Annotated in this window: 15 protein-coding genes and 2 riboswitches; of the genes, 12 read left to right on the plus strand and 3 right to left on the minus strand. The window is 43.0% G+C overall.

The window, feature by feature from the left end; translation table 11 throughout:
* Positions 1-162 precede the first annotated feature (162 nt).
* From B9Y67_RS03805 to B9Y67_RS03830, 6 genes are all read left to right on the plus strand, one after another.
* Positions 163-564 carry a DsrE/DsrF/DrsH-like family protein gene (locus B9Y67_RS03805; protein WP_085505441.1) on the plus strand — a complete coding sequence of 134 codons (402 nt, stop codon included), beginning with the start codon at positions 163-165 and terminating at the stop codon, positions 562-564.
* 15 nt (positions 565-579) lie between these two features.
* On the plus strand, positions 580-819 hold the full coding sequence (locus tag B9Y67_RS03810) for a sulfurtransferase TusA family protein (RefSeq protein ID WP_085505442.1): 240 nt from the start codon (positions 580-582) through the stop codon (positions 817-819).
* Between the two features lie 48 nt (positions 820-867).
* Positions 868-2,007 carry an NAD(P)/FAD-dependent oxidoreductase gene (locus tag B9Y67_RS03815; RefSeq protein ID WP_085505443.1) on the plus strand — a complete coding sequence of 380 codons (1,140 nt, stop codon included), beginning with the start codon at positions 868-870 and terminating at the stop codon, positions 2,005-2,007.
* 12 nt (positions 2,008-2,019) lie between these two features.
* Positions 2,020-2,580, plus strand: a complete 561-nt coding sequence (locus B9Y67_RS03820; RefSeq protein ID WP_085505444.1) for a helical membrane plugin domain-containing protein — start codon at positions 2,020-2,022, stop codon at positions 2,578-2,580.
* Positions 2,581-2,770: 190 nt separating this feature from the next.
* A complete protein-coding gene (locus tag B9Y67_RS03825) occupies positions 2,771-3,508 on the plus strand; it encodes a Cof-type HAD-IIB family hydrolase (protein WP_085505445.1) in 738 nt (245 codons plus the stop codon).
* A 71-nt stretch (positions 3,509-3,579) separates the two neighbouring features.
* Positions 3,580-4,005 (plus strand): universal stress protein, encoded by a 426-nt coding sequence (locus tag B9Y67_RS03830; RefSeq protein WP_085505446.1) that lies wholly within the window; start codon positions 3,580-3,582, stop codon positions 4,003-4,005.
* A gap of 118 nt (positions 4,006-4,123) precedes the next feature.
* Here B9Y67_RS03830 and B9Y67_RS03835 read toward each other — a convergent pair whose 3' ends face one another.
* Positions 4,124-4,606 (minus strand): DinB family protein, encoded by a 483-nt coding sequence (locus B9Y67_RS03835; RefSeq protein WP_085505447.1) that lies wholly within the window; start codon positions 4,604-4,606, stop codon positions 4,124-4,126.
* Between the two features lie 123 nt (positions 4,607-4,729).
* Here B9Y67_RS03835 and B9Y67_RS03840 point away from each other — a divergent pair, with 123 nt between their 5' ends.
* Together B9Y67_RS03840 and B9Y67_RS03845 are read left to right on the plus strand one after the other, a co-directional pair.
* Positions 4,730-5,788, plus strand: a complete 1,059-nt coding sequence (locus B9Y67_RS03840) for a C45 family autoproteolytic acyltransferase/hydolase (RefSeq protein ID WP_085505448.1) — start codon at positions 4,730-4,732, stop codon at positions 5,786-5,788.
* Positions 5,789-5,931: 143 nt separating this feature from the next.
* Positions 5,932-7,239 (plus strand): lysine N(6)-hydroxylase/L-ornithine N(5)-oxygenase family protein, encoded by a 1,308-nt coding sequence (locus B9Y67_RS03845; RefSeq protein ID WP_085505449.1) that lies wholly within the window; start codon positions 5,932-5,934, stop codon positions 7,237-7,239.
* 62 nt (positions 7,240-7,301) lie between these two features.
* Here B9Y67_RS03845 and B9Y67_RS03850 read toward each other — a convergent pair whose 3' ends face one another.
* Positions 7,302-8,735, minus strand: coding sequence for a Na+/H+ antiporter NhaC family protein (locus tag B9Y67_RS03850; RefSeq protein ID WP_254901693.1), 1,434 nt, complete (start codon positions 8,733-8,735; stop codon positions 7,302-7,304).
* A gap of 120 nt (positions 8,736-8,855) precedes the next feature.
* A riboswitch (SAM riboswitch) is annotated at positions 8,856-8,967 on the plus strand.
* Between the two features lie 214 nt (positions 8,968-9,181).
* Here B9Y67_RS03850 and msrA point away from each other — a divergent pair.
* From msrA to B9Y67_RS03870, 4 genes are all read left to right on the plus strand, one after another.
* A complete protein-coding gene (gene msrA / locus B9Y67_RS03855; protein ID WP_085505451.1) occupies positions 9,182-9,655 on the plus strand; it encodes a peptide-methionine (S)-S-oxide reductase MsrA in 474 nt (157 codons plus the stop codon).
* Positions 9,656-9,901: 246 nt separating this feature from the next.
* Positions 9,902-10,330 (plus strand): hypothetical protein, encoded by a 429-nt coding sequence (locus B9Y67_RS03860; RefSeq protein ID WP_085505452.1) that lies wholly within the window; start codon positions 9,902-9,904, stop codon positions 10,328-10,330.
* Positions 10,331-10,357: 27 nt separating this feature from the next.
* Complete coding sequence (locus B9Y67_RS03865; RefSeq protein WP_085505453.1) at positions 10,358-11,263, plus strand: HD-GYP domain-containing protein; 906 nt, start codon at positions 10,358-10,360, stop codon at positions 11,261-11,263.
* 223 nt (positions 11,264-11,486) lie between these two features.
* A complete protein-coding gene (locus B9Y67_RS03870; protein ID WP_085505454.1) occupies positions 11,487-12,911 on the plus strand; it encodes a hypothetical protein in 1,425 nt (474 codons plus the stop codon).
* A gap of 51 nt (positions 12,912-12,962) precedes the next feature.
* Here the strand turns inward: B9Y67_RS03870 and B9Y67_RS03875 are convergent, their stop codons facing one another.
* Positions 12,963-14,075 carry a methionine biosynthesis PLP-dependent protein gene (locus tag B9Y67_RS03875; RefSeq protein WP_085505455.1) on the minus strand — a complete coding sequence of 371 codons (1,113 nt, stop codon included), beginning with the start codon at positions 14,073-14,075 and terminating at the stop codon, positions 12,963-12,965.
* A 78-nt stretch (positions 14,076-14,153) separates the two neighbouring features.
* Positions 14,154-14,262, minus strand: a riboswitch (SAM riboswitch).
* Positions 14,263-14,282 lie beyond the last annotated feature (20 nt).

A 14,282-nucleotide genomic window follows, 5' to 3' on the forward strand; every position in this document is an offset into this window, starting at 1 on the left:
TTTAATTTTTACAGTGTTGGTATTGTTAACTTTTTGTCAATCACACTACTCGAATTATTGAATAGTTTCAAAAATTGGCCATATTATTGCCAAATGGATGACACAGACATACCTATACCCCTGTATGTATAATAGGGGCATCAAGTTCAAGGGGGAATAGCAATGAGTGAGCAAGCGCCTTCATTAGCATTGATTTTGATTTCGGAGGATTTAGAAAAGCTCCATGCCGGTTCATTAGTCGGGTCAGTAGCAGCGATGTCAGGCATGAAAGTAAATGTATTTGTAACGATGAATGCCTTAGTACCTTTTCACAAGGATAATTTTGAAGAGACAGATTTTAAGTACGGAGTAGTCGGTAAGGAGATTCTGGCGAAGAAAATTCCATTATTCGATCACTTGCTGCAAGAAGGGAAAGACTTCGGGGAGATCAATGTCTACGGTTGTGCGCTGGCGATGGATCTGATGGAGTGGAAAAAAGAAGATATGATAGATGTCTTTGATGATGTCATTGGGGTCACTGCGTTTCTAGGAATGACTAATAATGCTCAAGTTATCACAATGTAAAGGGAGGAAATTATAATGCGTCAAGTAGATTTCACTAAGCAAGTGGATGCACGAGGAACCTATTGCCCTGGTCCATTAATGGAATTGGTGAAAAGTATCAAGCGAGGCCAAATGGGAGATGTGATTGAGTTAATTTCTGATGATAAGGGCTCTCGTGTTGACATTCCGGAGTGGGTTAACAAAATGGGGCATGAAATTGCCAATGAACGACTGGAAGGTGAAGATTATTACATCGCGGTCCGTAAGATGAAATAACGATTGCTGCCAGCTTGAGAGTCTGGTGGTGTAAAAGGAGCGTTTTTAATGCCGAAAAAAATAGTAATTGTAGGTGGAGGCAGCGGAGGAATGATGGTAGCCAACCGTCTCGCCAGACAGCTTCCAGACGAAATTAAAAGAAACGAAGTAGAAATCACGTTATTAAGCAATACAGAGAAACACATCTATCAGCCTGGCTATTTATTTATAGCATTTAATGAACAGCAGCCGGAACATTTCATACGAAAGCAAGAAAGAATAGCCCACAGACTGGTCAACCTTGTTTATGATGATGTCCAGATAATCGACCCTGGAACCAATCGCGTTCATGGTGATAAGTCTACATACAGCTACGACTATCTGGTCATTGCTACTGGGTCCCATCCTGATATGAATAGTATTCCTGGTTTATCTGAAGGTGCAGACAACTTCTATACGTTAGAAGGAGCTGAAAAGCTTCGTGATAAACTTGCCGACTTTCAGGAAGGTAAGATCCTGATTACCATTGATGTCCCCCATAAATGTCCGGCTGCACCGCTGGAAATCACATTAATGCTTGATGACTATTTCCGCAAAAAAGGTGTTCGTGATCAAGTGGAAATCAAATATACGTATCCAATTGGCCGTATTCATTCGCTGCAGCCTGTGGCGGATTGGGGACTTCCGGAATTTGAAAAAAGAAATATTGATTATGAAACCTTTTTCAATCTGGAAGAAGTAGATTCAAAAAAGAAAGTAGCGATTACCATGGATGGGGAAGAACATTCCTATGATATTCTCATCTCGATTCCGGCACATACAGGAGCAAAAGCTGTGATTGACTCAGGACTCGGCGATGAAGATGGCTTTATCCCGACAGACCGTTACAACCTGAAAATGGAAGGTTCTGATGATGTCTATGTCGTTGGTGATGCTACCAATCTCCCAATCAGCAAGGCAGGGTCTACGGCTCATTATCAAGCTGAAACATTAGTTCATAACCTTATCAGTCGTGTAAAAGGCAGACCGGAAACCGCCAGATACAGTGGTAAGGTCGCTTGTTTCCTGGAGAATAGTCTTGAAGATGCAAGTATGATCACGTTTGATTACCAGCATCCGCCTAAACCAGCGACGACTTCTGATATGCTTCACTGGTTTAAGTCTGTCTATAATGAATTATACTGGCTGAATGCCAGGGGTATTTTATGAGGAGGGGAGAACATGACTGCTGTAATAACTGAGCCCTCTATGAACAATACAGAAAAAATAGAAAATCTCACTGAAGCAGCCATGCAGGCTGTTACAGCGGAAATGGTAACCGGAATTGCCGGGAAAGTCGTGGAAATGATCGAAGTTGCTGATGATGTTCTACAGCCGGAAACGGTGGAGCTGCTAAGGACTTTCCCGGAAGTCAGTGAAAATTTACAACGAACTTTAATGGAAGTGAAAAAGCTGGAAGAAAGCGGAACAATAAAGACTTTGGCAGAAGCTGCTGAACTGGTCCAAAGTATGAAGTCCGCTATGACTGGTCCTATGATTTCCGATATGATGGACAAGGTAATCAGAGGAATTGAACTTGGGGATGAACTTGTACAAAAAGGAGCCGTCGAACTTGCAGACGGTATGGTAGGTGCTTTTGATATGGCGATGCAGGAGCAGACTTATAGGGAACCTCCTTCCATGATGCAGTTGATGCGGATGATGAACGATAAAGAAACGCGGAAAGGTCTCAGTCTCATGCTGTCGTTTGTAAAGAAGCTGCCAGCGGAACTCTATAAATGACAAAGCAGCCCTTCAAAGGGGCTGTTTTTTGTCTGGAAAACATTAAAATCACATGATTATGGATACTCCTTTGTAGCTGGTTGACTTCAACTCCAGAAGTTTGAGATGAATACCCCCTTCTTTTTCTGTTATTATATAAAAAGTTATGGAATATTAAAATGAGGTCAGCAAATGAGAGGACGTGTTAGTCATGGATATAAAACTGATTGCACTTGATATGGATGGTACCCTCGTCAATGACGAAGGCCATGTTTCAGAGGAGAATGAACAAGCTATTCAACGAGCTAAGGAAAAGGGGCTTCATGTCGTTTTAAGTACCGGTCGCTCCTTGCCGAATTGCCGGGATATTGCTGAAGAGCTTGGCCGGTCTTCCTATATTGTCACCGTCAATGGGGGAGAGATTTATGATCATAATTTTAAATTAGTGGATCGCCAGCCGCTCGAAGCCAGCCTGGTCAAGCGGTTATGGGAATTGAAAGAACAGCATGATACCATTTTTTGGTCGAGTACTTCAGAAGGAATGTTCAATTCTGGACAACCATTCGACCGGGATATTGAAACGTATGAATGGCTGAAGTTCGGGTTCGATATTGAAGATGATGAAGTGCGTCAGGTTATTTATGATGAATTAGTAAAAAATGAAGCATTGGAAGTGACTAATTCAAGCCTGACAAATATCGAAGTCAATGCTGCCGGTGTTAATAAAGCCGCTGCCTTACGAAAGGTAACCAACTGGCTTGACCTGTCCATGAACGAGATTATGGCGGTCGGTGACAGCCTGAACGACATAGCAATGATCCGTGAGGCTGGGTTTGGTGTAGCGATGGGAAATGCACAGGACATCGTTAAAGAGGAAGCAGACTGGGTGACATTGTCGAATACAGACCACGGCGTCGCCCATGTAATTGAACGAATTCTGAACGATTGATCAGAAAATTCCGGTAATCGATAGGGATATGGTATAATTGAGGTAGATTCCTAGAGAAGGGAAGGGGTAAAATGGTCAAGAAATACATCGTACCGGTAGACGGTTCCGAGCACTCCCTGCGTGCCCTTGATTATGCCGCTAAGCTAGCAGGACAAAATGGAAGTCGTATCCTTCTCGTCAACGTACAACCGCTATTCGACACGTATAACACTCATCGTGTTTTTACTAATGAAGAAATTGAAGCTCAGCAGGAAAAAGCAGCTAACGAAGCAATTGCTCTGGCGGATGAACATCTGAAAAGCGTTCCTGTATCGGTAGAAACGAGAAAGATGGCTGGAAAAGTAGCTCCAGCTATATGTGAAGTGGCGGATGAGGAAGAAGTCGAAGGAATCATTATGGGATCCCGTGGAATGGGCGCATTGAAAGGTGCGATTTTAGGCAGCATAAGCTACAGCGTCCTACATTCTGCAAAAGTCCCCGTAACTATAGTACCATAGAAGTTTAAGTCAGCCCCACTTATGGGCTGGGTTTTTTGTTGCGCATGAGCATGCTGCTGCGAAGTGGGCGTCTGAGCGCGAAAATAAAAACATAAAAATGCTTTATAGTGGAAGACCACTATAAAGCATTTTTTATTTCTTTCATCTGTTCCAGATGACGGAGCTCATGATATCCGATGAACTCGACCCATTGTAACAGGTTCATTTTGCCAAAAGCAGGATGAGGCATCGCTCTTTTTCGAAAATCCTCTTCCTCATAGTTTCGAAGGAGAAACAGCAAGGAATCTCTGCTTTTGGAGAGACTATCCAAAGCTTCATCAAGGGAATCAAATTTGCCTTTTGGACGAAGCGATTCCGGTGCCTCTACTTTATGGGAGCGATCCACCGTTCGCTCAATAGGCTTTTCCTTCGCTTCCTGAACGTCCTCTTCAGCTAATGATTTTTTTAGCTGCTGAGTCACCCATCCTTCGATTAAATATAAATGTTCCAGTGTTTCCAGGATGGACCATGTATGTTCATCCGGTTTTTTTCGTGCTTCTTCATCGGTAAGGTCAGCCATGGAAGCAATCACTTGCTGGCGTTGTTCTTCAATTTTATACACTGATTTCACCCTTTCAACTGGAATGCATGCTATGTTCTATCATAAAATAATTCTATTCATTTGAAAAATGATGACAATTATAGGTAGTCTTATTACATACATTCATGTAAAAGAGGGATCAGCTTGAAGAAAATACATAGCGATATAGTACAATTTCGAGGTACCCATTATGATTTTGGCTATAAACAGGGGGAGCTATTAAAAGATTCTCTGACAGTCAAAAACCGTGAAAAACAATGGAAGGTAAGAATTCCAAGGTTTACGGTGGAAGAAGAAGAAGTAAAAGCAGCCATCACTAAATTCGCACCAGGTGTCTGGGCGGAACTGGAAGGGTTACGGGATAGCCTTGGCTGGCCAATGGAACGGGTGATGAAAGAATTTGGCGGCTACCGTGTTAATTATCAAAAGTCCGGGTGTTCGATACTGACGGGAAAAGACTTTTTCGTGCGGAATTATGATTATCAGCCGAAAACATATGAAGGCCGATATGTCTTTTTCCAGCCGACCGATCAAGGATATGCCATCGCTGGTCCAACACAGCGAATTACCGGACGTATGGACGGAATGAATGAGAAAGGACTTGTGCTGGGGTATAATTTCATGCATCGCAAAAAGCCGGGCTTAGGTTTCATCTGCTGTATGATCGGTCGTCTCATATTAGAGAGCTGTGCTGATGTAGCGGATGCAATCGCCATGTTAAAGGAAATCCCCCATCGTCACTCTTTCAGTTATATTGTGTATGATCGAAGTGGACAGACCTATGTAGTTGAGGCTTCCCCGCGTGGTGTCGAAGTTCGTCAATCAGCAATGTGCACCAATCATTTTGAAATTATGAAGCATGAAAATCGTAATCACCTCGCTGATTCCTATAAGCGAATGGATGCGATGGAGCGTGGTGGTGCCAAGCAGGCTTATGAAGCTTTCCGTGTCATGAATGATACGGATAAAGGTGTATTTTCGAAAAAATACAAGAGCTGGGCTGGTACCATCCACACATCCGTCTATCTTCCCCATCAGATGAAAACCTGGTTTGCCTTAGGTGGAGACCAGGAGCCTACCGAATTGGACTTCGGTAAATGGCTAAAAGGAGAAGATATTGAGATGGCACACATCACCGGCGAAGTGGATACGGATATTCCATTCGTCCACATTGATAATGGGGCGCATTTCAGTTCCAGATAGAATAGATTAGCTTGAAATAGAGGACCATAAGTGTAACCGCTTGTGGTCTTTTTTTAGTATTTAGGCAAGTACCGTAAAACTTATGATACGATAAAAGATAGTGTGACAATCGGAGAAATCAACATACAGGGGAAGTGAAGGATTTGGACAAAGCAAAATTATATGACTTGATTGGTATTGGTGCAGGACCGTTCAACTTGAGCCTGGCAGCACTATTGGATGAACAGCCGGAAATAGATGCCATGTTTTTTGAACAAAAGGAAAGGTTCGAGTGGCATCCTGGAATGCTGATTGAAGGCACGAAGCTCCAGGTACCGTTTCTGGCTGATTTAGTTACTATGGCAGATCCGCGCAGCAAGTATACATTTTTAAACTATATCAATGAAAATGAGCGTATGTATCAGTTTTATTTTTTACAGCGCCTGGATATCCCCCGCCGGGAGTATAATGATTATTGCCAGTGGGTGGCTGGTCAGCTTTCCAGTTGTAAGTTCGGGTACCGGGTGACGAACCTTAGGCATGTGAAGGACAACGAAGCTTATTTTGAAGTAGAGGTTGTGAACCTTGCCACGAATGAAACACATGCTTTCCGCACGAAAAATCTCGTGTTAGGGACTGGAAGCGTCCCAGCCGTTCCTGCATCATTGCAAGGGTTGCCGGAGGAAGATGTGTTCCATACGGCTGATTTCCTAAACCATCAGGATCGGTGTAAAAGAGCAAAATCAGTGACGGTGGTCGGATCGGGGCAAAGCGCTGCGGAAGCGTTCCGGGAATTGTTGAAAGAACAAAAACAATATGGCTACCGGCTTGATTGGATTACGCGTTCCCCAGGGTTTGATTCGATGGAAGAGTCGAAACTAAGTTTGGAACATTTCTCCCCGGACTATGTCAATTACTTTTACCAGCTTCCCCAGGAGAAAAAAGATGAAATATTTCCGACCCAGGGCTTATATTATAAAGGAATCAGCAACCACACGGTGACCGATATCTATAACCTGTTGTATGAACATTCGGTTGGCGGTGAACCATTAGATGTAGGGCTTCAAGTATTGTCAGAAGTAGAAAAAATAGAACAGAAATCGAATGGAGAAGGCTACGAACTTACCTGCAGGCAGACGGAAACAGACGAAACGTTTACCCATGCCAGTGAGGTAGTGGTAACGGCAACCGGTTATAAGCCCCTTGTCCCCGAATTCATTGACAGTCTGGATTCCATCATTGAGTGGGATGAGAAAGGGCGATATAAAGTAGAAGCGGATTATCGTTTGAAAACAACCGAAGAAGCGAACGAAATCTATGTACACAGTGGCATCTCTCACACCCATGGGGTAGGCTCTACCAATCTTGGATTGGCGATTCACCGAAACAAAGTTATTATCAATCATCTGCTTGACCGGGAAGTTTACAAACTTCCAGCTAAGAATGTCTTCCAAAACTTCAGCGCTCGATAACAAACGACCAGCCCTTCATCTTGAGGGCTGGTTGTTTGCTTATGAAGCTATAAAATTCACGTTTACATAAAAAAGGAAAAGGCAAAGTAGATTACAGCCGCTACACCCGCAGCAATAAGAGCGGGTTTCAGCTTGAATTTAGCATATTTGACCGGATTAAGATCTAATATTCCTGCTGTAGTATTGGTATCATCGCTTAAAGGGGAGGCAAACGCACCGAACGTCCCACTGGCAAAGACGGCTCCGATGACAATCGGCAATGAGCTACCTGCAGATACGGCGATCGACACTCCGACAGGCATTAGAATCCCCCAGGTTCCCCACGAAGAGCCGATAAAATAAGATAAACCGCACCCAACGATAAAGAGGACAACGGCTACATAGCCAGGAGGTATCCATCCGAAGGAAGACGAAACCGTATCAGCGAACTGCAAAGCTTCAGAACCTTTGCTCAATCCCCATACCATCGCAAGCAGTACGATAACCCCCATCATTTCATTTCCTTCATGTATCAACGTATTCATCATCGTTCGTAAGGGCTGGCGGACGATTTTCAGATAGACCATCAGTAATACGATGGTCAGCACTACGGCCAATACCATAGCATCAAGCACATTAGCGTTAATTAAGGCTTGAAACCCTTGTTCACCTTTAGCCAAACCAAGCACGTACATCAATAAAAAAGTCAGGATAATCACACTGAACAAAGGTATGATCAATGTCCACGGTCTGGTAGGCAGATTTTTGGCGACAGCTGGGTGGCAGTCCTCCCATTGGTCGTCTTCTTCGTTTGCTTGTTTTGTTCCATCTTCCGCATCGGTTGCAGACTTTTTATTCCGGTGAAAAAAGCTGAGATAGAATCCAATCCCGAGCATAGCGAATGCGAAAAAATTGAACGGAATACTTTGAAGGTAGAGTCTATAAGGGTCGCCTTCAGTCCCAGCCTGATGAATTGACATCTCAATTACCGAGCTCATATATCCTACAAAAGCGGTAGCCACCGGAATTAAAACAACAAGCGGAGAAGCGGTCGTTTCAATGACAAAGGCTAATTCCTGCTTCGTCATTGGCAGCTTTTTTCGCATGGCTTTCATTACAGGAGCGATAGTGACAATACGGAAACTGGGGGCGCTGAAGGTGCCGACAGATGACAACCAGGTCAATAGGAATGCTCCACGCTTTGTATCCACTTTTTCTGTAGCTGCTCGTACGAACCCCTTTATTCCCCCGGCGAATTTAATAAGCCCTATCAATGCTGAAAATGCATAAAGAAAGATGATGATTTTTAAGTTATTTTCGTCTTGTAAACCCTCAATGATGAACTGAAGCGAAGTAGTCATCCCTCCCAGCCAGTCTGGTTCGGCGAGATACCCAGCGACAACTACAGCCAGTAAGAGACTTGGCACTACTTGTTTCGTCCAAATAGCGGCTACAACCACAGCAACGAACGGTATGACGGACATCCAGCCCATATGTACACCTCTTTCCCTTAGCATGCTCGCTATAGGTTGTGAAAAAAATAAAGGACCTATTCGAAAAAAATGGTTTTTATCCCTTTACTTCGGCATAGCATTTATTGTAAGATAAGAATTACAAATTTAAATACTATCGTTAACTTCTTATCCAGAGAGGCGGAGGGACTGGCCCTTTGATGCCCGGCAACCATCGGATCGTCATGATTCGAACGGTGCCAATTCCTGCAGGATGAATGATCCTGAAAGATGAGAGGACGTATGCATAAACGTACGGATCCCTTTCTTTTGGATAAGAGAGGGATCTTTTTATACTTTAAGCATTTACCTTTGTTAAAGGGATTAAAGTATAAGAAACGCTTAGGTTTTCACCAGAAAGACCTGGTGAGAAGCTGAGTGTTTCTCAACGTATAAAGGCTCGTCAATCTCTTGCGAAAGAAGTAACGTGAGTGGAAAGGAAGCGATGAGTAATGGCAATAGCAGTATTTTCAGCAGGATGTTTCTGGGGTGTAGAGGCATGGTTCGAACGTTTAAATGGTGTAGACCAGACAAAAGTAGGTTACAGCGGAGGTACTATTGAAAATCCTTCGTATGAATTAGTCAAAACAGGGAAGACCGGCCATGCTGAATCAGTGAAAATAGATTTTGATCCTGAAAAAATTTCTTACTCTGAACTTGTTGATGCATTCTTTGAATGCCATGATCCAACGACAAGGAATCGTCAAGGAGAAGATATTGGGTCTCAATATCGCTCCATCATTTTCTTTCAAGATGACCGGCAGAAGCAGATTGCTGCAGAAAAAATTCAGGAATGGAATCAAAAGGGAGTATTTAAAACCGAAATAGTCACCGAGGTCAAACAGGCAGCTCCTTTTTATGAAGCAGAAGAGTATCATCAGAAATACTTACAAAAAAATGGAACAGCATCTTGCGGAATCGTGTGAGCCAATCACACGATTCTTTTTTATACCTTAAAATTGTGGCTTTGTTAGGTTTAATGTATAAGGAAATCTAAGGCTTTCGCCATAAGTACTTGGCGATAAACCATTTTTTTCTAATGTCATAATTTGAAGCATTCTGTTAAGTTCTTGCTTTTTGTGACGATATAAGGGGTGAGTGGACCCGCTTTCAGTATGTCTTATCAGCAAATGAGAATACATAACGCACCCAAATAACAGGAGGTAATAGGAATGATGAAAAAGTTAGTTGGAATGATGATTTTATCTTTAGTGTTGACGCTGGCTGCAGGAGGTAATGTTTTCGCAGCCGATAATGAAGCCGAAAATATGGAGGCAGCTTTGAAGCTGGCTGATACCACGAATAGTAAAATTTACTTTTTAATTGAGAAAGCTCAGGAAGCAGGAAATGTGCTTCAGGATAATTACCTGCAAGACATGGAAACAATTGAGGATGAGGAAGAAGCGGCAGCACGTACAGCAAAATATAACCAGGACCTTGATTTGTTGATTGCGTTGCTTGATTACACTACCCGAACGTTGACCTATACAACCATCAATGCTATAGAAAAACTCGGAGTGGACGCTGAAGTGGAATGGGTAGAGGTGCAGATTGCTGACCGAACAGTAATGGTTGATCCGGTAAGAGTAGTAGGGGTATAAGTTGTTTTGAGCTAAGGAGGAGTGAATGTGGAAGGAATAAAAATAGCTAAAGGCGGCTCATATCTAGATAAATATAAAGTTAGTTCCCATGAACTCAGCCTGCTAGAACGTGGAGATGGCGTAGAAATTATGCTACAAACCATCCACGAAAGTAATATATTTTATATTTATCCAAGTGAAAATAAAGAAGTCATGGAGTTCTTTTATCTGTTAAGCGGAGAACTTAAAGGAGAAATAGAAGGCGAGGAAATAATCCTCAAAGAAAATGATTATTTTTCCATCAAAAAACTTAAGTCTCCAGTTCATTTTACTGCCTTAAAGGATACGAAATACTTATGGGTAATAACAGAACCTATCTTTAAAGATGTTAGCGAATATATTAGAAAACTGAAAGATATTGTTTATACAGTTGAAAGAAAAGATCGGTATACGTATATGCATAGCAAACGAGTTGCACACTACACCGTAAAGGTAGCTCAAAAACTCCATCTAAAAAAGCAGCAATTGGAGCATGCACACTTAGCTGCTGAACTTCATGATGTAGGAAAAATTAATATCTCAGAAGACATACTGAACAAGCCTGGAAAGCTTACAAAAGACGAGTTCGATCTGATTAAGAAGCATCCTGGGGATGGCGCTGACATGTTGGCGAATACATACTACAAAGAGTTAGCACCAATAATAATTCAACATCATGAACGATTGGATGGATCAGGCTATCCTTATGGACTGAAAGAGGAAGAAATCCGATATGAAGCGAAAATTATCGCTGTGTGTGACACATTTGATGCGATGACAGAGGATAGAACTTACCGTAAGGCGTTTACGGCAGAATATGCGATGGAAGAAATCAAGAGTCTCGCTGGCATTCATTACGATCCTGATATTGTCGCAGTATTTGAAGAAGTACTAAAGGAAGAAGGAAAGTTGTAAATTTTAAAGACGTTCCGCACTGGAGCGTCTTTTTTGTACTTTAAGAAAGGTCTACGGAATGAAAAGGTGAAAGACTTTTGCCAAAAGTACTTGGCAACAAGCAAGTTTTTCTAATGCATTTTTTTATAATGTCCGCCTATTTAATGATAAGCCCACACATATATAGGCGGATGCACATAGAATACTCCAAAATCGAGCACTAGGCTCGAAAGGAGACATCAAGATGGTTTTGACCGCAGCTCACTGGGTTTATGCAATTGTGACGCTGGCTGTTATTATGACCATGATATTCAGGAAAGGTGTCGTGCTTCCGACTCTGCTTGGTACTTTCCTGGTTGCATGGATTTATAATGGGAATCTCGTCAGTGGGTTCACTTCTGTATTTAATGCAAACCTGACCGCAGCAAAAGAGTTGTTCAGTATTTTCCTCATTATTACATTCATGGTTGCTTTGCTGCATGCATTGAAGGATTTGGGTGCCGATCGACAAATGATTGCTCCGATTCAAAAAGTGATGACGAACGGACATATCGCTTTTATCATGTTGATCCTTGTCACCTTTGTCATTTCGTTATTTTTCTGGCCGACTCCAGCTGTACCATTAATTTGTGCGCTGTTGGTACCAGCAGCTGTCAGAGCAGGGCTTCCTATTATGGGGGCCGCAATGATTGTGGCTATATCCGGACAAGGAATGGCTTTGTCTTCGGACTATGTGATCCAGGTCGCACCGATGTTGAGCGCTACATCAGCTGGTATCGAAACAGCCGCAGTAGCAGATAAAGCTTTACTATTATCTTTGATTACCGGTGCTGTTGCCATCTCTATCGCCTATATGTTGATTAGAAAACAGATTCGAAAACCGAATGACCCTGAAAACGAAAAAGCTTTAAAATCATTGCCGGGCGGTGGCAGTACAACTAGATCTGCTGCTTCTCAAACAGATTCGCGATGGGGGAAAGTTTTTGCTGTCATTGTCCCTCTTTCCATGCTGCTGGTTATATTATATATGGCATACACGAAATTCAGCAGTGGAAGAATGGGTGGTTTTGAAGGAGGAGACGGAGCGGCGTTCATCGGCGGTGTTGCTGTATTATTATTATCTTTTGCGACGCTTGCTTTTGGAAAAGGGAAGGCACTGGATCGTATTTCCGAGCACATTACAGAAGGTTTTGTATTTGCTTTTAAAGCGATGGGACCTGTCATCCCGATTGCCGGCTTTTTCTTCCTGGGAAGTGGAGATTTCGCCGGAAGCATTCTGTCACTGGGAGAAGAGGCCAGTCCAGCATTTTTGTTCGATCTCGTGCAGGCAGGTCAAAATGTAATCCCGGAAAATATGGTGCTGTCTGCCTTTGGTATTCTGATTATCGGTATGATCACTGGTTTGGATGGGTCTGGTTTTTCCGGTCTGCCATTGACAGGGGCATTATCTGGTGCACTTGCTTCAGGGAATATTGATCCTGCTACCCTGGCAGCTATTGGACAGATGGGATCCATTTGGGTTGGCGGCGGAACTTTGATCGCCTGGTCATCGCTGGTAGCTGTAGCTGGTTTTTGCGGGGTTTCTGTTATGGAACTTGTTCGCAAAAACTTCTTCCCTGTCATCATTGGGCTGATGGTATCCACTACTCTCGCTTTATTTATCTGGTGAAAATAGCCCCCTTACGCTCTTAGGGTAAGGGGGCATTTCCAAGGGGAAAAATCAGACATGCTGGTGCGAGTTTTCTAATGCCTGCTGTAGATCCTGAGTTAAATCCTCAACATTTTCGATTCCTACGGACATGCGAAGGAGCCTGTTACAAACTCCATAGCTGCTGCGAATCTCTTCTGGTATATCATAATGCGTCTGGGTAGCTGGATAGGTGATGAACGTTTCTGTTCCTCCCAGGCTCTCTGCAAATGTAATCAGTTTCAGTTGTTCGAGTAGATGTGGGACGGCTGTTTCATCCTGAACACGAAAGGAAACCATACCGCCTTTGCCAGGATATAAAACGTCAGCAATAAAAGGACTTTGTTCCAGGAACTTGACCAGCTGTTTGGCATTTTCTTCATGCTGTCGCATTCTCAACCCTAACGTCTTCATCCCTCGCATCAATAACCAGCTGTCAAACGGAGATAATACCGCTCCTGATGAATTTTGTTCCAAGCGAAGTTCTTCTAAAAGCTTGCCATCCCGAGCTACCACCAATCCGGCAAGTACATCATTATGTCCGCCCAAATATTTAGTCCCGCTATGGAGCACGATATCCGCTCCCTGCTCAAGTGGACGCTGAAGGTATGGCGTGTAGAATGTATTATCCACGATTAATAAAATTTTGTTCTTTTCAGCAACCTTAGCCAGTGCCGTGATATCGATTTGTTTCATCAAAGGGTTTGTTGGAGATTCAATGAACAGTCCTTTCGTTCTATTTGTAATGACCTGTTCAAAATCTGCTGGGTCAGAGCTATTCACATAGTGAAAGTTGAGGCCGAACTTTTTGAAATGAGTTTCGAAAATACGATAGGAGCCACCATAAACATCCTTCGTTACAATGAACTCATCCCCCGGTTCAAAAATCGAAAAAGTAGCCTGGATGGCAGCCATTCCTGAACTAAAAGCCACACCTCCTGCGCCGGATTCCAGATCAGCGATTGTCTGCTCCAACAAATCACGCGTCGGATTGCCTGTTCGCGAATAATCATACCCGCTTGATTTTCCGATCCCTTCATGCCGATAGGCTGTAGAGAAATACACAGGAGGATTAACTGCTCCTGTTGCTGTTTCACTTCGGTTTCCTGTTTGTGCGAGTGTTGTATCAAGGTGATAAGTGCCCATCATTCCGTCTCCTTTATTGTAAAATAAAAAATCAGCCCTTCAGAAGAAGAGCTGATTTTACCGTCAATTAGCCACTTCTTCTTATTTTTCAAATGGATCATACCATTTGCTGGATGTAGCACCTCACCATAATGGCAGGTTGCTGAAGCTTCATCGGTCCAGTTCCCTCAGCTTCTCTTCATAAGAATTGTGAATATTCAATTGAAA

It is taken from the genome of Thalassobacillus devorans (genome assembly GCF_900176565.1).
Classification (GTDB): Bacteria; Bacillota; Bacilli; order Bacillales; family Halobacillaceae; genus Thalassobacillus; species Thalassobacillus devorans_A.